Here is a 19,232-nt window from a genome sequence, read left to right on the forward strand (position 1 = left end):
GCATGTGAATGAGCCTCAAAATGGCTTAAATCGCAATCAAAATGCAAAAGTGCATTTGAAAGCTCTCTTTTTCCCTCTAAAGCGGCTTTTTGGGTTATTCAAAATGCATATTGCATTTTGAAGCGAAAAATCGTCTGAATAGCGGTGTTCAACATGCAGTTTTACATTTTGATCGTTACAGCCTAAGTGGTGAGCAAACTGGACTTACTGAAAAGTGTATGAAGGGGTGAACGGCGGGCCGTCTTTTTCCGCTAACTGAACAGTTTCAGCAGTTAATCGCTGGAACTTTTTTTATCTTGCATCAAGAACGTATGTTTGGTGTATAATAAGAACAAACGTTCTGTGTGAGGCGATGAAATGGAGAGATATATCGGAAAAGTTGTACAGCTTATTTACTTGGATCGTAAGCGCAATGTAAGCATACGCAACGTCCAGGTCATATCCGTGAAAAACGGTCGAATGAAAGGCTACTGCTTGTCGGCGCAAGCCATTCGCATCTTTAATTTGGATGGCATCGTGGATGTCGAGCTAGCCGGAAGAAGCGGGAGAGGTGACCTGTTGTGGGAGCGCAAAGCATAAATGAAGAAGAATACCGTCTTATCCAGGATTATTGCATTTTGCCGTTTGTTCGGGATGCAGTAATCAATAATTCGAAAGCGATGATGGAATCCGGCTATTCCATGAAAATGCTGTACGTAAAGAGCAGTGAAATGGTGCTTCGTATTATCGAAGAGGATATTCGCAACGTTCGTTCGCAGGTGCGGAAGCTGAAGGCAAGCATTGCTGAGGTGAAACGGAATGATGACGGGATATTGTACGAAGTTATTTTGCGGGGATACAAATCGGAGTACGCGCTGCTTCGTCATGTCGTCAAAAAAGAAATGGCGAACAAGCTGCAACGATATATCGGCAGCCTGTTCCGTTAATAGCTTGTATTGAAAAAGACTGTCCTGGCGGATGCTGTATTGCATCTGCTAGGACAGTCTTTTTTTTTGGCCGGCTTAGTGAATGTCGCGGAAAAGTCCGATTACTTTGCCGAGAATGGTGACGCTGCGAAGGCGAATCGGCTCCATCGTCGAATTCTCCGGCTGCAAGCGGATATGATCCTTCTCGCGGTAGAAGCGTTTGACCGTCGCTTCATCTTCCTCTGTCATTGCAACAACGATATCGCCGTTGTTAGCCGACGGCTGCTGGCGGACGATGACATAGTCTCCGTTATGTATGCCGGCCTCGATCATGCTTTCGCCGATTACGTTGAGAATGAAGACGTCGTCATCACCGACGAACTGCGTCGAGAGGGGGAAGTATTCTTCAATATTTTCCGTTGCGGTAATTGGCACGCCAGCGGTGACTTTCCCGACGACCGGGATTTGAGCTACGTTAGGGCGAATGATGCCGTCGACATCTTCTTGATCTAAAATTTCAATCGCACGCGGTTTCGTAGGGTCGCGGCGGATAAGACCCTTCTTCTCGAGGCGATCCAAATGGCCGTGAACTGTGGAGCTGGATGCTAGACCGACCGCTTCGCCGATTTCACGGACAGAAGGCGGATAGCCTTTCTCCCGGACCTCATTCTTTATAAATTCAAGGATCGACTGTTGACGGTTGGAAATCTTCGACATGAGATCACTCCAAAAAATAGATTTGTAGAAAATTATAGCACAGAACCGGAGTTCGTACAAACATAAGTTCTTAAAAACAGAAGTTCGCATTTTCCTATTGACTGCAAACACTTGTTCGTGTAATCTGAGAACAGAACAAATGTTTGGGGTGCTGATAATCATGATGATGAATATTTCGAATCCTTCTTTTTACAAGACCATACATAAGGACGCAACGGCTAGCCGCAGTGTGTTGGAGGCTATAAAGCAGTCGGTCCGTCGTCATTTGCTCAAATGGGTCGTATGCGCAGCGTTAGTGGCGTTGTTGCTTACAAGCTTCCTATTGCTGCAAACGAATGCTTCTGCTGAACACACTATACCTGGAGCGGACGAACAATTAATCGTAGTCTCTTCAGGCGATACGATTTGGGGCATCGCACAGCGGTATACGAAAGCTGCTGACGATATCAGATTTAATGTCTACAAGATTAAGGAACGCAACCAGCTTGCCACGGTAACGATTACTCCGGGACAGAAGCTGATCGTTCCAAAACTTTAATGATAGAAAACAAACGCTAGAACTGATAGGACAGGGCGGGGCCGAGACGGCTTTCGACTGTCCTTTTGTCCTTCTTCCTGTCCTTGCCTTGACAATTGAAGGCGTGAAAAGTCAAAATAGGTAAGAGTGTTCAATTAGACAGCAAGTGAGGTGAGCATGTAATGGGACAATTAATCGATCGAATCAACGAGCTTTCGCGTAAAAATAAAACCGTTGGATTAACGAAGGAAGAGCTCGCCGAGCGCGACGAGCTGCGTAAGAAGTATTTAGAAAACTTCCGAAGCAATTTCCGGCAGCAGCTGGATAACATTGAGATTGTGGATGAACCGGATTCGAATAAGCAATAATCCAATACGAAGGTTATGTCGGATTCTGGAGGGAACGGCCTGCGTTCAGCATGAGCAACGGTCATTTCCTCCACCGGCTGTGCTGTATATACACACTACATATTTTATAGGAGGATAACGGAGTGTCACGATCGTGGGAGCGCAAAGTGCGCAAAAATATGAGTCAAATCAACAAAGCTCGCAAGAAGCAAGGTTCGTCGGGCATCGTGTTAGGCTCCGAGAAGAAAGACCGTTTCACAGGAAGGAGCTTTATTGCGCCGATTCTGTTGATTCTGTTCATCGGACTGTACGTCATTCTTGTAAGTTCCGATCCTTCCTTCAAAGCAAGTACGATGTTCTATGTGACAGTAGGCTGTTATGTGCTGCTGGCGCTGGTTTTCTTCTTCCGTAAGCCTTATCTGACTGTAGGCAAGGATTATGTGCAGACCCGCAAGCTGACAGGGGACAAGCGTCTGAATCCAGCTGCAATTAAAGGAATCAGCGTACAACGCGGTTATGTGGTGATTGAGCAGCATAAAGGCGGCAACTGGGTGTTCTCCCGCGTCATGAACCGTTATCCGACTGAAGAAATGGGTACGCGGCTTCAGGAGTTTGCCAAAGTACACAACTTGCCGTTTGAACAAAAATAGATGATGAGTGGGAGAGTATAGAGAACGATGGCGAAACAAGCAGTTTTATTCGATCTGGATGATACCCTTTTATGGGATGACCGCAGCGTAAAGGAAGCATTTGAGACGACCTGTCAAGCAGGCGCCGATGCAGCAGGCGTTGATGCCGGCGAGCTGGAGGAAGCGGTACGCCGCGAAGCTCGCGCTTTGTACGAATCGTATGAGACATTCCCGTTTACGAAAATGATCGGAATCAATCCGTTTGAAGGACTTTGGGCGAATTTCCGCGAGGGCGAGCAAGAGGAGTTCCGCAAGCTGGAGCAGCTCGCTCCAACTTACCGCAGAGAGGCTTGGACACGCGGATTGAAATCGCTGGGTGTTGACGATGCTGAACTGGGCGCAAAGCTGGCTGAGCAATTCCCGGCAGAGCGGCGCAAGCGTCCGATCGTCTATGAAGAAACGTTCCGCGTACTGGACGCGTTGAAGGGGAAATATAAGCTTCTGCTTCTAACAAACGGTTCGCCGGACTTGCAAAGAGAGAAGCTTGCAGGTGTTCCGGATCTCGTTCCATACTTCGACCATATTATTATTTCTGGTGAGTTTGGCGAAGGCAAGCCAGCGGCTTCGATTTTCCATCACGCGTTGGAGCGTCTTGGTATTGAAACGGAGCATGGCATTATGGTCGGCGATAAGTTAACAACGGATATATTGGGTGCGAATACGGTAGGAATGACTTCCGTCTGGATTAACCGCCATGGTGCGGTTCGCAATGACGAAATTGTTCCGGCTCATGAAATCTCTCATCTGGAACAACTATTGACGCTGCTTGAGCAATAGCAGGACGTAAAGAAGCCCCCGTACCATCTAAGGATGGGAGCGGGGGCTTTGTTTTGAGAGAATCTATTACTTAGCTTTGCTGAATTCAGGATCTTCGAACGGATGAGCGATCCAGCCTTCTGTCTCGATGAAGAGACGGACAGCAACGATTTGACGGTTTTCCATCAGGGTGAAGAAGTGAGGAATCGTCTCTGGAACGGAAATAACGTCGCCGGCTTCAAGTTCAACGTCGAAATAGCCAACGTCTTCAGAGCCTTTGATGACAAAGATCCCTTTGCCTGCAGTAATTGCACGAACTTCATCTTCGGTATGTGTATGAACGGACTCGAATTTTTTAAGCAGCTCATCCAGATTTGGAGTCGCATCGGACAATGCGATCAAATCCCAAGTTTTATATCCGCGGCGGGAAGCAAGGTCACGAATCTCTTCATCAAAAGTGGAAAGAATTTCGGCTTTTTCTTCGTCGGAGAGAATGAATTTATCTTTTAAGTTCGATGGAAGCTTCTCAGCATTCCAATGCTCGTAAAGTACCTCTTGATTTTCTAAAAATTGACGAACATTCTGTTCGCCTGTGATGCGTTCGTCCGTGTTGCGGATTCGAATTTCAGCCATGCTCATTCCCTCTTTTCCAATTGAAATTTACTGATATTATGGATTATAGCGTAAAAGTCGCGGATTGTCGATGGATTACCTTTTCACAATGCGGTGATTCTGTTACACTAATTGTTAATGATTTTTCGGAAAGAAGGGTGCAGAATTTTGTCGAATCCTACGATTCAGGAACTAATGCAGCAGCGTATCCTCATCCTCGATGGCGCGATGGGAACGATGATTCAACAAGCGGATCTACAAGCTGAAGATTTTGGCGGCGAGGAGCTGGACGGCTGCAATGAAATGCTCGTTCTGACTCGTCCTGATGTCATACAGCGCATTCATGAAGAGTACTTGGAAGCAGGCGCGGATATTATCGAGACGAATACATTCGGAGCGACGAGTGTCGTTCTGGCCGAATACGATATCCCGGAAAAAGCAGTTGAAATCAACATTGCCGCTGCGACGCTGGCTCGCAATGCTGTTGATAAATATTCGACACCAGAACGTCCTCGCTATGTAGCCGGGGCGCTTGGGCCGACGACTAAAACCTTATCGGTAACGGGCGGCGTCACGTTCGACGAGCTCGTGGAAAGCTATTACGAACAGACGGTTGCACTCATAGAAGCAGGTGTTGACCTGATTCTGCTGGAAACGTCACAGGATACACTAAACGTAAAAGCGGGAAGCATCGGCATACGTAATGCATACGAAAAGACGGGAAAAGAACTGCCGCTGATGATTTCGGGTACGATTGAACCGATGGGAACAACGCTGGCAGGACAAAGCATTGAGTCTTTCTATATTTCACTGGAGCACTTGAAACCGGTATCCATGGGGTTAAACTGCGCGACAGGTCCGGAGTTTATGCGTGATCATATCCGTTCCTTGAGCGAAATTGCAGATACTGCAATCAGCTGTTACCCGAATGCCGGCTTGCCGGATGAAAACGGCAATTATCATGAATCTCCTGAATCGCTTGCGGTGAAAATGTCGGCATTTGCCGAGCAGGGCTGGCTGAATATCGCCGGCGGCTGTTGCGGTACGACGCCTGAGCATATTCGCGTGATGGCCGAGACGATGGCGAAATATAAGCCGCGGACGCAGTATGGTGTTCATCCGCCTGCCGTATCCGGTATCGACACCGTTTATATTGAACCGGAGAACCGTCCGATCATGATCGGCGAACGGACCAACATCTCGGGCTCGCGGAAATTCAAGCGTCTAATCAAGGAAGGGAAGTTTGATGAAGCGTCCGAAGTCGCCAGAGCGCAAGTGAAGGGCGGCGCGCATGTCGTCGATATTAACCTTCAAGATACCGATATTGATGAAGCGTATGCGGTTCATCATTTCATTCCCGAAGTTGTAAAAAAAATCAAAGTGCCTTTAATGCTGGATTCCACTTACGATCATATCATCGAGCTGGGCCTCAAGTATTCGCAAGGCAAAGCGATTATTAACTCTATTAATCTCGAGGACGGCGAGTCCAAATTCGAGAAAATATTGCCGTTGATCCATCAATACGGCGCGGCTGTCGTCATGATTCTAATCGATGAGCGCGGGCAGGCTGTATCGCGCGAAGCAAAGATGGAAGTAGCAGAGCGTTCGTATAACTTGCTGGTTGATAAATACGGGATGAATCCTGATGATATTATTTTCGACCCGAATATGTTCCCTGTTGGCTCCGGCGACCCGCAATACATCGGTTCAGCTGTAGAGACGATTGAAGGCATTCGAATGATTAAAGAGAAGTTCCCGCGTGCGAAGACGATCCTCGGCTTGAGTAACATTTCATTCGGTTTGCCGGATGCTGGCCGCGAAGTGCTCAATTCCGTTTATCTGTACCACTGTACGAAAGCCGGATTGGACTACGCAATCGTCAACACGGAGAAGCTGGAGCGGTACGCTTCAATTCCGGAAGAAGAGCGCAAGCTGGCCGAAGAGCTGATCTACAATACGAATGACGAGACGTTGGCTGCTTTTGTAGCTGCGTTCCGGGAGAAGAAGGTCGTCAAGAAAGAGAAAATCTCCAATCTGACGCTGGAAGAACGGCTTGGTTCCTACGTTATTGAAGGGACGAAAGAGGGACTCATTCCCGATCTGGAGCTGGCGCTTCAAAAATATTCGGCCATGGACGTCATTAACGGACCGCTCATGCGCGGAATGGAAGAGGTTGGCCGGTTGTTCAACAACAATGAGCTGATCGTAGCGGAAGTGCTGCAAAGCGCCGAGGTTATGAAAGCTTCGGTAGGCTATCTCGAGAACTTCATGGAGAAGGACGAGACTGCGGTTAAAGGCAAAGTCATTCTGGCTACCGTAAAAGGCGACGTGCATGATATCGGCAAAAATCTCGTCGAAATCATTTTGTCCAACAATGGCTACAAAATTATAAATCTCGGCATTAAAGTACCGCCGGAAAAGCTGATCGAAGCGTACCGCAACGAGAAGGCTGATGTGATCGGCTTGTCGGGCTTGCTCGTTAAATCCGCACAGCAAATGGTCATTACAGCGCAAGATATGCGCGATGCCGGCATCGACGCGCCTATATTAGTAGGCGGAGCCGCATTGACCCGGAAGTTTACAAAGACGAGAATTGGCCCGGAATACGAGGGGCTCGTTCTCTATGCCAAAGACGCGATGGACGGGCTTGATATTGCGAACAAGCTGATGGATAAAGATCATCGCGCACGTATGGAAGAAGAGATGGCGGAATATAAAGCTTCCGGCGGAGAGGCCGTAGAAGAGAAGAAGAAGCTTCCTGAGCTTTCCCGAGCTATACGGTCTAAAATTTCCACGGATGCGCCGGTCTATATTCCGCCCGACCTGGATCGCCATGTCCTTCGCAATGTTCCAATTCCGCATATCATTCCTTACGTCAACATGCAGATGCTGCTTGGCCATCACTTGGGTCTCAAAGGCAACGTCGAGAATTTGCTGAAGGAAGGCAATGAAAAGGCGGTGCAGCTGAAAGAAACGGTGGACGGCATTTTGCAAGAAGGAGCCGTTGACGGCATTATTCAAGCCCATGGCATGTACCGGTTTTTCCCGGCACAGTCATCAGGGAATGATATTATCATTTACGATCCGCAGAATCATACGAAGGAAATCAAGCGCTTTACGTTCCCGCGCCAGCAAGTTGATCCGTTCCTCTGTCTCTCGGACTATTTGAAGTCGGTTGAGAGCGGCGTCATGGATTATGTCGGTTTCCTTGTTGTTACTGCAGGCTATGGTATCCGCGAACTGGCACAAGAGTGGAAGGAAAAGGGCGACTATCTCCGCTCGCATGCCTTGCAATCGGTAGCGCTTGAAGTTGCGGAAGGCATGGCCGAACGCGTCCATCATATGATGCGCGATGTATGGGGTTACCCTGATCCGCCAACAATGACTATGAAGCAGCGCCACGGCGCCCGCTATCAAGGCATTCGCGTATCGTTCGGTTATCCGGCTTGTCCGAACTTGGAGGATCAAGAGCCTTTGTTCGACTTAATGAAGCCAGAAGATATCGGCGTCGAGCTTACGGAAGGGTTCATGATGGAGCCGGAAGCATCGGTATCTGCCATGGTATTCGCCCATCCGGAGGCGCAATACTTCAATGTAGAAAAGGTTGAAAGATAACAGCCAACGAAATTACCTGCGACTCGAGCCATAGTGAGGGGTAAACGAGATGGATATTTGGTTTCTGGGTACTGGGGCCGGCAGGCCGACGAAGGAGCGGAACGTCACTTCGATTGCGCTGCGGCTTCCCGATCCTGACTGCGCGCTATGGTTGTTCGATGCAGGAGAAGCGACGCAGCATCAATTTATGCGCACGCCCTTAAAGCTGAATAAGCTGGAAGCATTGTTCGTCACGCATCTCCACGGCGACCATACCTTTGGTATTCCAGGTCTGCTCAGTACGCGTTCGTATGTCGGGGGAAACGGTCCGATGAAGGTTTTTGGGCCGCCGGGCATTCGGGAGCTTGTTGATACATCGCTTCGACTTAGCGGCACGCGGCTGGATTATGAGATTGCTTATACGGAAATCGAAGAAGGCATTATTTTCGAGGATGAGCGTTTTATTGTGGAAGCAAGGGCGCTTGAGCATCGGCTGCCGTGCTTCGGCTACAGGATTACAGAACGCGACCGGCCTGGCAAGCTGCAGGTTGAGAAGCTGAAGGAGCTCGGTGTGCCGGAAGGGCCGCTTTACGGCAGCTTGAAAAAGGGACAGGACGTTAGCTTGCCTGACGGTACTGTTGTCCGCGCCGCAGAAGTTGCCGGCACGCCAATTAAAGGCCGGATCGTTACGATTCTAGGGGATACCAAGCCTTGCGACAATACGGTAATCTTGGGCCGGGATGCGGATCTGCTCGTTCACGAAGCGACCTTCGCGGACGGTCAACAGGAAAAAGCGCATCTGTATGGACATTCCACGACGGTAGAGGCTGCTGAAGCGGCACGCGCGGCGGGGGCCAGGCAGCTTGTGATGACGCATTTCAGCACGCGTTTCACTGCGGAACAGATACCAGCACTTGAACAGGAAGCGCAGGAGATTTTTCCCGAGTCGACGGCGGCTTATGATCTGTATCATACGAGCATTGCGTGCAGGCAATAGGCCAGCAGCAGCGGTAAGATGCAATGCTAGCAGTTCCTGCCGCGTGCCAACTGCTGTATGACAACGACGGTGAAGCCGGTGAAGAGCAAGGCGCATTCCTGCAAAGGGATGCGCTTTTTTTGCTGCCGATGGAAATTTTTACAAGCAGGAATCGGCAAATTACGTACGCAAACCTACCTAAAGCAGCTACCAGCTACACGGAACACAGGGTTTTAAAATAGCTACAGCATTTAGGTGGAAAATAAGTAATATATAATAATGAAAATATAATATATAAATTAAATTTATTGTTATATATAGTTATTATTGTTCTTTACCCAGCTGCCGAGAAACCAAACTATTTGACTATGTTGAAACACCCAATAACCGGGGAAACAGAACAATACACAGTTACAATTTGCCAGGGCTGCGAACAAGAATTCGAAATAGCATAGAGCGAAGAAAAAGCCTGTTAAAAAAAGGGCTTTTTTTATTTTGTCCCGAACATATATAATGAGGGGAACAGCCGTTCTAGATTAGGAGTGATAATATGTTACGAAAGAAAAACCTTTCGCAACTCATAGAGGGATTAAGAACGAATGAAAATGTAATCAACTGGCACGAAGTTGAACCCATAGAAGCAACAACAAGACCCATGCCCGAAAGCGTAGACGATCGGATAAAAGCTGCCCTGGCTAAAAGAGGAATTGAACAGTTGTACAGCCACCAGTGCACAGCGTACGAAACAATTCGTAAGGGAGAAAATGTCGTAGCTGTAACCCCGACGGCTTCGGGGAAAACACTCTGTTATAACCTTCCTGTTTTACAGGCGATAGCGGAAGACGACGCCAGCCGGGCGCTGTATTTGTTCCCAACAAAGGCACTGGCGCAAGACCAAAAAAGCGAGTTAAACGAAATCATAGCCGAAATGGGTATAGATATTAAAAGCTTCACTTACGACGGCGACACTTCCCCGGCCATTCGGCAGATAGTAAAGAATGTCGGCCATATCGTAATAACGAACCCCGATATGCTTCATTCGGCCATTTTGCCGCACCATACGAAATGGGTAAGTTTATTCAGTAATCTTAAATATATTGTCATTGACGAGCTCCATACATACAGAGGCGTATTCGGCAGCCATGTAGCAAATGTAATCCGTAGACTGCAACGTATATGTAAATTTTACGGCAGCGATCCGCTATTTATTTGTACGTCAGCGACGATCGCGAATCCGAAGGAATTAGCGGAGCAACTGACAGGTAAACCTATGCGGCTGATTGACGACAATGGAGCGCCTAGAGGAAGGAAGCACTTTGTTTTCTATAACCCGCCGATAGTTAATAAGCCGTTAAACCTTCGGAAAAGCGCAACGGTTGAAGTCAACCAACTGGCGAAAGAGTTTTTATCGAACAAAGTTCAGACCATTGTTTTTGCCCGCAGCCGGGTAAGAGTAGAGTTAATACTGAGCCACCTGCAGGAAATCGTAAAAAATGAATTAGGGGCCAAGTCCATAAGGGGCTATCGCGGCGGTTACTTACCGAACCAACGCCGGGAAATCGAACGCGGCTTACGGAATGGGGAGATATTAGGCGTTGTCAGTACAAACGCTTTGGAACTGGGCGTTGATATTGGACAGTTGCAAGTCTGCATTATGTCGGGGTATCCGGGCAGCGTAGCCAGCACCTGGCAGCAAGCAGGCCGGGCGGGGCGGCGGCATGGGGAAGCCGTAGTAGTTATGGTAGCCAGCAATACACCTATAGACCAGTACGTAGTGCAGAATCCCGAATACTTCTTTGAGCGTTCCCCGGAATCAGCGCGCATCAACCCGGAAAATTTATTGATTTTGGTAGACCATATGCGCTGCGCGGCCTATGAACTTCCCTTTAAGAAAGGGGAGGAATTCGGTCCGGCAGAGATAACCGACATACTGGAATACCTGGTTGAAGAAAGGGTACTTACGCAGGCTGGGGGTACGTTCTACTGGGCAAACCAATCCTTTCCTGCCCACGAAGTAAGCCTGCGTTCCGCAGCCCAGGAAAACGTCGTAATAATCGACCAGTCGGACGTAGCAAATGTAAGGATTATAGGTGAAATGGACAGGTTTAGTGCTATGACTCTTTTACACGATGAAGCTATATACTTGCATGAAGGCGTACAGTTTCAAGTCGAAAAGCTGGACTGGGAACACAAGAAGGCATACGTACGCGAAGTCGATGTAGAATACTATACCGACGCAAACCTGGCCGTTAAGTTAAAAGTGCTCTCTATTGACCGAACTAAAAGCAGGGAAACGACGTCAATAAATTATGGGGACGCTGCTGTAAATATTATGGCAACGATGTTTAAGAAAATCCGTCTAACGAGTTTCGAAAACATTGGATACGGCCCCATAAAACTGCCGGAAGAAGAACTGCATACTAGCGCGACCTGGGTAGAAATAAAAGAGGCAGACTCATCAATAGAAACGAAAACACTGGAACAGTTGCTTATGGGTATAGCCAATGTGATACGGCATATCGTTCCAATTCATGTCATGTGTGATCGTAACGATATTCATGTAGTCTCACAAATAAGGGCCGAACATTCGCAACTGCCCACCATTTTTATTTACGATCATTACCCCGGTGGCATCGGTTTAGCAGAAGACGTTTATAAGCGATTCGACGAAATAAAAGCAGCAGCCATAAACTTAGTTCGCCGCTGCCCATGTGAAGATGGTTGTCCTTCATGTATTGGAACTGAAATAGAAGGCATGAACGCAAAGAAAAAATCCCTTCTGTTAATGGAGGGGTTATAATTGCTAATTCATGGGTCTGTACCTCTGTTAATTAAAATCCGCTTGCGGACGCATGATGAGCTAATCCGGCAAGCCAAGTCGCTCATTGTTTCTTGTACGTGTTTAAGCGGCTATCCGGCTTGTGTGGAACCGATCGAGGAGGTTGGCTTGCTCGGCAAGGAGCAGGCGCTGCAGCTGTTTGAAGAAGCGGAGGGGAAGCGATGAGCGGACTTAGAGACAGAATGAACCGGTTGCGCGGCACTAGCGCAGCCGCTGGCAATGGCATTGGCACGGATGCGGCGATTTCTTCCCCGGAAGAGACGGTTAAGCGACTGGATCCGGCAACAGAACCAGTGACTACAGATGAGACAGAAGAGGATGAAATCCTCCATACCGGCTGGCAGCCGATCGGTGTGAAGCTTCAACGTAATTCGGAAGGAACGTTTCTGCTGCGTCAAATCCGGTATCCGCTCGATTACAAGCACGGTACTCATCGTCTGAATGAGCTGGGCGCTGCAGCCTCTGGTTTGTCAGCATTTCACGGCGAACCGGTGGAGCCGGAGCAAGTGTTGTTTCTGGATCTAGAGACGACCGGACTTGGTATTGGTGCGGGCAATGTGCCGTTTATGGTGGGGATTGCCTACATGCAGTATGGACAGTTTATCGTCGAGCAAGCATTAATTCGTCATCCTGCGGAAGAAAGGGCAATGCTGGCGTACATTGAGAGCAAGTTGCCCGCGTACCGCTATTTGGCGACGTACAATGGCAGAACGTTTGACTGGCCAGTCATGCAAAATCGTTTTATTATGAACGGACGCAGCCGGAAGATCTGGGAGCCGCTGCATCTCGATTTTCTCCATCCGTCCCGCAGTATTTGGAAAAACACCTTGACCTCCTGCAAACTAAGTCATGTGGAAGAGGAGCGGCTTGGCATTGAGCGGGTGGATGATGTGCCCGGCTCTCTTGCGCCGCAGCTTTACTTTCAATATTTAGCGGAAGGCGATCCAGAGCCGCTTGCAGGGGTGTTCCGGCATAACGAGATCGATATGCTGTCACTTGCTTGTCTGGCGATTCGGTTCGGCCATTTGCTGCATTCGGATGAGCAGCAGGGGGCGTTTGGCGTACTGCCGCTTCCTTCGGAACCGGAGGAGCAAGTGCGTACCGGATTATGGCTGGAGAAAATGGGACTGTCCGGCCGGGCGGAACAATTATTCGCCTTGGTATTGAATACCGAATCAGCGGCAATATCTGCGCTATTGATGCTAGCCGCAAGGGATAAGAAGGCTGGAAATTGGCAGCGAGCTGTGTTATTGTGGCAGAAGGCTGTAGAGCATCCTTATACATATGGATCTTCGGCAATTGCTGCGTACATTGAACTTGCCATGTTCTATGAACATAAGCTGAAGGATTACGTTTCGGCTTTACAATACACGACAGAGGCGCTGGAGCTGGCGCTGGGGAACCCGCTGCTGCAAAGAAGGGATGCGAAGAAAAGGGCTGAGCTCGATGGCCTTCGCAACCGGAAAGAACGGCTTCAGCGCAAGGCGGGAAGGATGCATGGGTAGATGAAGGAACAGAGACAATTACCGGCTATGAACGGGCTTCTGCTCGATCTGGACGGGACGCTGTATCACGGGACGAGACGGATTGAGGGAGCAGATCGGCTTATTCGATTTTTGAAGGAACAAGAACTGCCTTACCGGTTTGTAACCAATAACTCTTCGGCAACTCCTGAAGCGGTGGCTGACAGGCTGCTAGCGATGGGAATTGAGGCGACAGCCGGCGATGTATGCACTTCGGCGCAAGGCGCTGCGGGACATATTGCGCAGTTGAAGCCGGGCGCTTCCGTATTTGTTGTAGGCGAGGCCGGGCTTCGCCAAGCTGTAGAAGAAGCGGGATTGCAATTGACGGAGGAACAGCCAGACTTTGTGCTTCAGGGCATTGACCGCGGATTAACTTATGAACGATTGGCTGTGGCCGTACGCCATATCCTTAACGGCGCGAAGTATGTCCTGACTAATCCGGATTTGCTGCTGCCTACGGAGAATGGACTCATGCCGGGAGCGGGCTCAATCGGAGCGATGCTGAAGGCAGCTGGAGGACAGGAGCCGATTTTAATTGGCAAACCGTCACCGATTCTTATGGATTATTCGCTGGATAAGCTTGGTTTGACTGCTGATCAGACCTGGGTCGTAGGCGATAATCTGGCCACTGATATTGCGGCAGGCCGGGCGTCGGGCTGTGGAACAGCGCTCGTCTTAACGGGACTAACAACGGCTGACAATTTTGAAAGCTACGCAGACAAGGCTGGCTGCAAGCCGGATGCGATTTGCGCTAATTTAGATGAGCTGATTTCGTATATTTCCGCTTCAACCGGGAGATAAGAGAAGGAAGCGAACGGACAGGAAGGAAGCGAGCTGCAATGCCAGAATTACCGGAAATGGAAACGTATCGACTAATGCTCTCGGAGCGTCTGGCCGGTGCTCAAATTATCGGAACGGAAGTTACGAGAGAGCAATCCGTTCATATGACGGCGGAACAATTTGATCAAGCTTTGATCGGCCGAACCATATGGTTCGTTGAACGCCGCGGCAAGCATTTATTGTTTCATCTCGATAACGGCAAGCGATTGCTGCTGCATCTGATGCTTGGCGGCTGGATGTTTTTTGGCACCGACGAGGAACGCCCGGACCGTACCGTACAGGTGACGATCAAATTTACGTCGGGCAATCTTTATTTTATCGGGCTGCGCCTGGGCTATTTGAAGATGATGTCGGTTAAAGATGTCGACACTGAGCTGGCAAAGCTAGGTCTTGACCCGTTCGATAAAAGACTTACGCTGGAGCGGTTCATCGGCCGTTTCGCTAAGAAACGCGGCAACATCAAAGCCGCTCTTGTCGACCAGCATGTAATTGCCGGTATCGGTAATTGCTATGCCGACGAAATTGCATTTGCCGCCGGACTTCGGCCAGATGCAAAAATCCCGACAATCGAGCAGGCAACTTGGGAACGGCTGTATGAAGCCATGCATAGAGTGCTAATGGAGGGGCAGGCTCGCGGAGGTTATATGGATGATCCATTTACTTCTGGGGATGCGCTTACTGGCGGCTATAATGGGCATATGAAGGTGTATGATCGTGCGGGCGAGCCATGTCCGCAATGCGGCACGCCTATTGAGCAGATCGAGATTTCGTCGCGCAAGGCTTTCTTGTGCCCGAATTGTCAGAAGGAACAATAGAGAGTGGTCCGCGTTGGCCGGCATTTAAGCATTAGAGGCGGTTATGCCGCTGCTGCGAAAGAAGCATATAGCGGCGGCATGCAGTGTTTTCAGTATTTTCCAAAAAATCCTCGAAGTTTGACGATCAAGCGATTCGACCGTAAAGATGCAGCGCGTTGCGCTGATTTTTGCCGGGAGCATGATCTCAAATCGATTGCCCATACGCCATATCCGACAAATCTGGCGGCCGAGGGTGATACGGCGCGCCAGCGGGTTGTAGAGTCGTTGTTGAATGATCTCGATATTGCCGATTCTTGCGGTTCTATAGGCGTGGTTGTTCACTTTGGCATATATAAAGGCCCGGAGCCGCTGCAAGGCTATCAATCGATTATCCAGAGCCTTAACGACGTTACTTCTCAATGGGATGGCGGGGCAAAGCTGCTGATCGAAATTCAGTCTGGCGAGCACGCCTTTATGGGAACGACGTTTGAAGAACTGGCGCAGATTCGAAAGCTTTGCCAGCGCCCTGAGCAGCTTTCTTATTGCCTGGATACCTGTCATATGTTCGCTAGCGGCATGTGGCAAGGAGCGGAGGACTTGAAGTGGATCGAGACGGGAGAGCGTCTTGAAGTGTTGGGCGAGATCGCTGCTGTTCATTTTAACGACTCGCTGTTTCCTTCCGGTTCGAGAAGGGATCGCCATGCGCCGGTCGGCAAAGGGTATATTGGAGAAGAAGCGATGCAATGGATGCTTACGCTCCCTCAATTGAAGGATGTGCCGTTTGTTCTGGAAACGCCTCCGGATGAGGATGGGAGCTACGAAAAGCAACTGAATCTGATGCGCGAATGGGGGAGTCAATCATGATTCATGTTTACTTGGATGATTACAGAACCTGCCCGCCTGGCTTTGTGCTGGCCCGCAACGCGGAGGAATGCAAGCTGCTGATCGATTCGGAGTCGATTGGCATTTTGTCATTGGATTATGATTTGGGCTGGAGTGAGCCTACAGGCTACGAGGTCGTGCGCTATTTGGTCGAAACGGGAAAATATCCCGAGCAAGTTTATTTGCACACGTCCAGCGCGGCCGGCAGAATGCAAATGTATCATATGCTTTCCTCGAATGCGCCGATAGAGCTAAAGCTGTTCAACGGTCCGATGCCATCGTCGTTGCTCGAGGAAATTGCAAGAGGATCTTAAGGGCTTTCGCACCGCCGGCCGCTCCCGCCCATGCGATATCTCGCTGCTTGACGGGGGCCGGCCGATTACAGATGGAGGTGTTGGCGTGAGCCAATGGATTGGCACGGCTAATCAAGGGTATTCACCCTATGCAATAGAAGAACTTCGGCGGCTGCTGCCGGAAGTGAAAGTATCGCAGTTGGTTGCAGGGGAGATTTTTAGATTTGATACGGTGCTTACGGAGGAGGAGACGGTCGCAACGATTCAGAACAATCGTCCGACCTTCCTCCGGCATATGCAGCCGATAGACGAGAGCATCCCGCTTAGAGGCGATGCGGATGATTTGCAGGCGCTATCGGAATATATTCGCGGGGCGGGTTCTGTTTTGTCGGACAAGCATGTGTCGATTCACGTGAGAAAAGCGAAATCGACGAGCTTTTCCTATTCGACAGCTGATACGAAAGGGGCGCTTGATGCCGTTCTTGGGAATCTGAACGCAGAATTGGTGTTTCAGCAGCCGGATTTCATAATTGCAATCTTCGCGGGCGAGAGCACGCTTGACGTAGGAATCGGCAAGCCGTCGGACATGCTGTCCGATTGGCCTGGTGGTGCTGTTCGTTTTCAGCGGGAGGAAGGACAAATCTCCCGTGCCAAATTCAAGCTACTGGAAGCGGAACGGGAGTTTGGGCTGAACTATGCGTCGTATCGCCGTGCGCTTGACGTTGGCGCTGCTCCTGGCGGCTGGACGTCGCTGCTGCTCGAGCGGGGATTGCAGGTAACTGCAATCGATCCGGGCGACATGCACCCGTCGCTTCAGGGCCATCCGTCTCTAACTTACTTGAAGAAGAACGCTTCCGATGTGAAATTTGAGCGAGGAAAGTTCGATCTTCTCGTCTGCGACATGAGCTGGAGTCCAATGCAAATGTGCAGGCTCGTGCTGGATTTGGAACCAGCGCTTGCCCCGCATGCTACGGCTGTCGTTACCGTAAAGCTGATGCACAAGAAGCCTCTGCAGACGATCCGCGAGGTGAAGGAAAGGCTGTCTACCTCGTTCATTATCGAGCAATCCCGGCAGCTGTTCCACAACCGGGAAGAGATTACGCTGCATTTGATCAAGAAATAAGGCTATTTGCATAGAGAAATGGGAGGGGCGGACATTTATGTCCGTTCTTTTTTGATTTTTTATGTTGGTTGTGCGCGGGTCGTGCACAGTGTCAGCTTCCAGCGAACCTGATTCGCTAAGTAAATAGCGAAGCGACATTTGCTGGAGAAGAGCTGAAATGATGGGAGAGGTAGCTGGGGAGCCTACAACGAATCTGATTCGCTAAATAGCGAAGGGGTATTCGCTGGAAGATAGCCAAATTGAGGTGTCAGGCGGTTGGGCAGCCTACAACGAACCAAATTTCGCAATCCGAGAACTTAGGTTCACGAATAGCGAAGAAAGATTCGCTGTAGCGCTTTGCGTGCTTAGAGTGGCATGTTATAGCGAAATTAGGTTCGCTAAACAGCGAATCAGGTTCGCTGGAAGTTCGAAACGGGGAAATTTTTGGGAACAAATGCTGTTGAGACCGGGGCCGTGTTGGTAGTTGCTAGTTTTCGCAGATGCTCGCTGTAGCTTAGAATCTAGTCATATCTCGTTATTGGTAGAAGTAATCATTGGGTGCTGTTGTAATTGGCGAGTAGAGGCAGGTAGTAGTGGCAATGCATAATTAGACGCTAATTGTACCAGTACTAGTAGTCATCGTTCTGTAATCAATGCAATTGTGATGGAAACAAACTGTTTCCAACGATGCGACGTTTGGCTATAGATGCTTAATTGTTATTTGATACCCCTAATTAACCCCATTAAATATAACCTTCACCTGGTTGTTGACTTTCATTTCAAAATGGAACGTTTCTTGTATAGCTGGCAATAGTGTGTCCAGTTGGATCAGCTCATGGCTGTGATAAACACCTGCCGGGTAATGATTATCGCTCAGCAGCTCTGCTATCGCAGCTCCAGCTTTAGCTGTTATTTGTGCTTCGTAGTGGCCATGGAGCAGACATTCCACATGAACTGCTTCTCCCGCTTCGCTGCCCCAAGCTTCAACTTTGGCCGCATATTGATCCGAACCCATCTGCAGCTTACTGAACATGCCAATCGCGAGTCTACGAATGGCTGGGAATCGCAACGCCCGGGTCAATCCGAGGACTTTCGACGCTGCAAGTAAGCCAGTAACTGGGGCAGAGTCAAAACAAAGACGTGTCGAGATCGACGGCAATTGCAGTGTTCGCATAAGAGCGTGCTGATCGGAAAAGTTGAACCGGTACGCTTTTTTCCAGCCTAGATCAGCTCCTAAATTCGTTCGTTTGCCATCCATGAAGCTCTTGGCCAACGTTTTGCTTCCGTTCGTTATGACCTTGAAATCTTCAGCCAGATTATCGATTGTCCATTCAATCGCCGCTTGCCCATGACTGTCTCCCAGCCCCAGCATAATCGTTATACCAACAGAGTCGGTTTGTTCCATCTCTGACATGGCTCGGGCAGCCATAAGATTCGTCAATCCCGGGGCGAGTCCAATGCTTAAAACCGCAGTTGCTCCGGAAGCCACTGCCATTTCGTTCAACCCCTCCACTTGAGATAGAAAAGCATCGTTTGCGGATAAATCCATGTAGTGGATACCGAGACTCAAGCATAATCGAACAAAAGCGATATCCGTCTGATCCAGACACATGACGACCAGCTTGAAAGACTGCAGCAGCACCGGATCGATAGGCGCATTCATCTGAATCTGCATTGGAAGAACGCGGCCTTCAGTAGAAAGGCTAAACGCTGCTGCCTTCTCCAGACTTCTCCCGGCTGCGTAGACTTTCCCTGGATAACGTGCAGCTAATGCTTTGCATAGAATCTGTCCAACATGGCCGTAGCCTCCAACAACGAGTATGTCCTTCATCGTATTTCCTCCTGT

General features: G+C 49.4%; 19 protein-coding genes. 16 read left to right on the plus strand and 3 right to left on the minus strand.

Annotation, left to right across the window (positions count from 1 at the left end):
- Nucleotides 1–357 precede the first annotated feature (357 nt).
- Both IEX98_RS26495 and IEX98_RS26500 read left to right on the plus strand, forming a co-directional pair.
- A complete protein-coding gene (locus IEX98_RS26495; protein WP_188892700.1) occupies nt 358–579 on the plus strand; it encodes a hypothetical protein in 222 nt (73 codons plus the stop codon).
- Nucleotides 561–926, plus strand: coding sequence for a hypothetical protein (locus IEX98_RS26500; RefSeq protein WP_188892701.1), 366 nt, complete (start codon nt 561–563; stop codon nt 924–926). The genes IEX98_RS26495 and IEX98_RS26500 overlap by 19 nt, the downstream gene beginning before the upstream one ends.
- A 75-nt stretch (nt 927–1,001) precedes the next feature.
- On the opposite strand, the gene lexA is transcribed toward IEX98_RS26500, so the two are convergent.
- Complete coding sequence (gene lexA / locus IEX98_RS26505) at nt 1,002–1,622, minus strand: transcriptional repressor LexA (RefSeq protein WP_188892702.1); 621 nt, start codon at nt 1,620–1,622, stop codon at nt 1,002–1,004.
- Nucleotides 1,623–1,782: 160 nt separating this feature from the next.
- Here lexA and IEX98_RS26510 point away from each other — a divergent pair, with 160 nt between their 5' ends.
- The 4 genes from IEX98_RS26510 (at nt 1,783) to IEX98_RS26525 (ending at nt 3,952) form a co-directional block, all read left to right on the plus strand.
- Nucleotides 1,783–2,160 (plus strand): LysM peptidoglycan-binding domain-containing protein, encoded by a 378-nt coding sequence (locus tag IEX98_RS26510; RefSeq protein ID WP_188892703.1) that lies wholly within the window; start codon nt 1,783–1,785, stop codon nt 2,158–2,160.
- A gap of 161 nt (nt 2,161–2,321) precedes the next feature.
- Nucleotides 2,322–2,507, plus strand: coding sequence for a DUF896 domain-containing protein (locus IEX98_RS26515; protein ID WP_188892704.1), 186 nt, complete (start codon nt 2,322–2,324; stop codon nt 2,505–2,507).
- 122 nt (nt 2,508–2,629) lie between these two features.
- Nucleotides 2,630–3,136, plus strand: a complete 507-nt coding sequence (locus IEX98_RS26520; RefSeq protein WP_188892705.1) for a hypothetical protein — start codon at nt 2,630–2,632, stop codon at nt 3,134–3,136.
- 27 nt (nt 3,137–3,163) lie between these two features.
- Nucleotides 3,164–3,952, plus strand: a complete 789-nt coding sequence (locus tag IEX98_RS26525; protein WP_188892706.1) for an HAD family hydrolase — start codon at nt 3,164–3,166, stop codon at nt 3,950–3,952.
- A gap of 66 nt (nt 3,953–4,018) precedes the next feature.
- On the opposite strand, the gene IEX98_RS26530 is transcribed toward IEX98_RS26525, so the two are convergent.
- Complete coding sequence (locus IEX98_RS26530) at nt 4,019–4,564, minus strand: 1,2-dihydroxy-3-keto-5-methylthiopentene dioxygenase (RefSeq protein WP_188892707.1); 546 nt, start codon at nt 4,562–4,564, stop codon at nt 4,019–4,021.
- Nucleotides 4,565–4,681: 117 nt separating this feature from the next.
- Here IEX98_RS26530 and metH point away from each other — a divergent pair, with 117 nt between their 5' ends.
- The 10 genes from metH to IEX98_RS26580 all read left to right on the plus strand — a co-directional run bounded on the left by metH (nt 4,682) and on the right by IEX98_RS26580 (nt 17,407).
- Nucleotides 4,682–8,158 (plus strand): methionine synthase, encoded by a 3,477-nt coding sequence (metH, locus tag IEX98_RS26535; protein WP_374705388.1) that lies wholly within the window; start codon nt 4,682–4,684, stop codon nt 8,156–8,158.
- Between the two features lie 49 nt (nt 8,159–8,207).
- Nucleotides 8,208–9,134, plus strand: a complete 927-nt coding sequence (gene rnz / locus IEX98_RS26540; RefSeq protein WP_188892709.1) for a ribonuclease Z — start codon at nt 8,208–8,210, stop codon at nt 9,132–9,134.
- A gap of 529 nt (nt 9,135–9,663) precedes the next feature.
- Nucleotides 9,664–11,913: a DEAD/DEAH box helicase gene (locus IEX98_RS26545; RefSeq protein ID WP_188892710.1), complete on the plus strand. Its 2,250-nt coding sequence runs from the start codon at nt 9,664–9,666 to the stop codon at nt 11,911–11,913.
- The gene (locus IEX98_RS26550) at nt 11,914–12,117 is read left to right on the plus strand and encodes a hypothetical protein (protein WP_188892711.1); all 204 of its coding nucleotides are present in this window, start codon (nt 11,914–11,916) and stop codon (nt 12,115–12,117) included. It begins immediately after the preceding gene.
- Nucleotides 12,114–13,457: a ribonuclease H-like domain-containing protein gene (locus tag IEX98_RS26555; protein ID WP_188892712.1), complete on the plus strand. Its 1,344-nt coding sequence runs from the start codon at nt 12,114–12,116 to the stop codon at nt 13,455–13,457. Before IEX98_RS26550 ends, IEX98_RS26555 begins: the two co-directional genes overlap by 4 nt.
- Nucleotides 13,458–14,276: a TIGR01457 family HAD-type hydrolase gene (locus IEX98_RS26560; protein ID WP_229692412.1), complete on the plus strand. Its 819-nt coding sequence runs from the start codon at nt 13,458–13,460 to the stop codon at nt 14,274–14,276. It abuts the gene before it with no gap.
- 38 nt (nt 14,277–14,314) lie between these two features.
- Nucleotides 14,315–15,130, plus strand: coding sequence for an Fpg/Nei family DNA glycosylase (locus tag IEX98_RS26565; RefSeq protein WP_188892713.1), 816 nt, complete (start codon nt 14,315–14,317; stop codon nt 15,128–15,130).
- Nucleotides 15,131–15,133: 3 nt separating this feature from the next.
- Nucleotides 15,134–15,973: a deoxyribonuclease IV gene (locus IEX98_RS26570; protein ID WP_188892714.1), complete on the plus strand. Its 840-nt coding sequence runs from the start codon at nt 15,134–15,136 to the stop codon at nt 15,971–15,973.
- The gene (locus IEX98_RS26575) at nt 15,970–16,305 is read left to right on the plus strand and encodes a cyclic-phosphate processing receiver domain-containing protein (RefSeq protein WP_188892715.1); all 336 of its coding nucleotides are present in this window, start codon (nt 15,970–15,972) and stop codon (nt 16,303–16,305) included. Before IEX98_RS26570 ends, IEX98_RS26575 begins: the two co-directional genes overlap by 4 nt.
- Before the next feature lie 85 nt (nt 16,306–16,390).
- Nucleotides 16,391–17,407: an SAM-dependent methyltransferase gene (locus tag IEX98_RS26580; RefSeq protein WP_188892716.1), complete on the plus strand. Its 1,017-nt coding sequence runs from the start codon at nt 16,391–16,393 to the stop codon at nt 17,405–17,407.
- A 709-nt stretch (nt 17,408–18,116) separates the two neighbouring features.
- Here IEX98_RS26580 and IEX98_RS26585 read toward each other — a convergent pair.
- Complete coding sequence (locus IEX98_RS26585) at nt 18,117–19,217, minus strand: saccharopine dehydrogenase family protein (RefSeq protein WP_188892717.1); 1,101 nt, start codon at nt 19,215–19,217, stop codon at nt 18,117–18,119.
- Nucleotides 19,218–19,232: the final 15 nt, after the last annotated feature.

It is taken from the genome of Paenibacillus radicis (ex Gao et al. 2016), from assembly GCF_014641555.1.
Taxonomy (GTDB): Bacteria; Bacillota; Bacilli; order Paenibacillales; family Paenibacillaceae; genus Pristimantibacillus; species Pristimantibacillus radicis.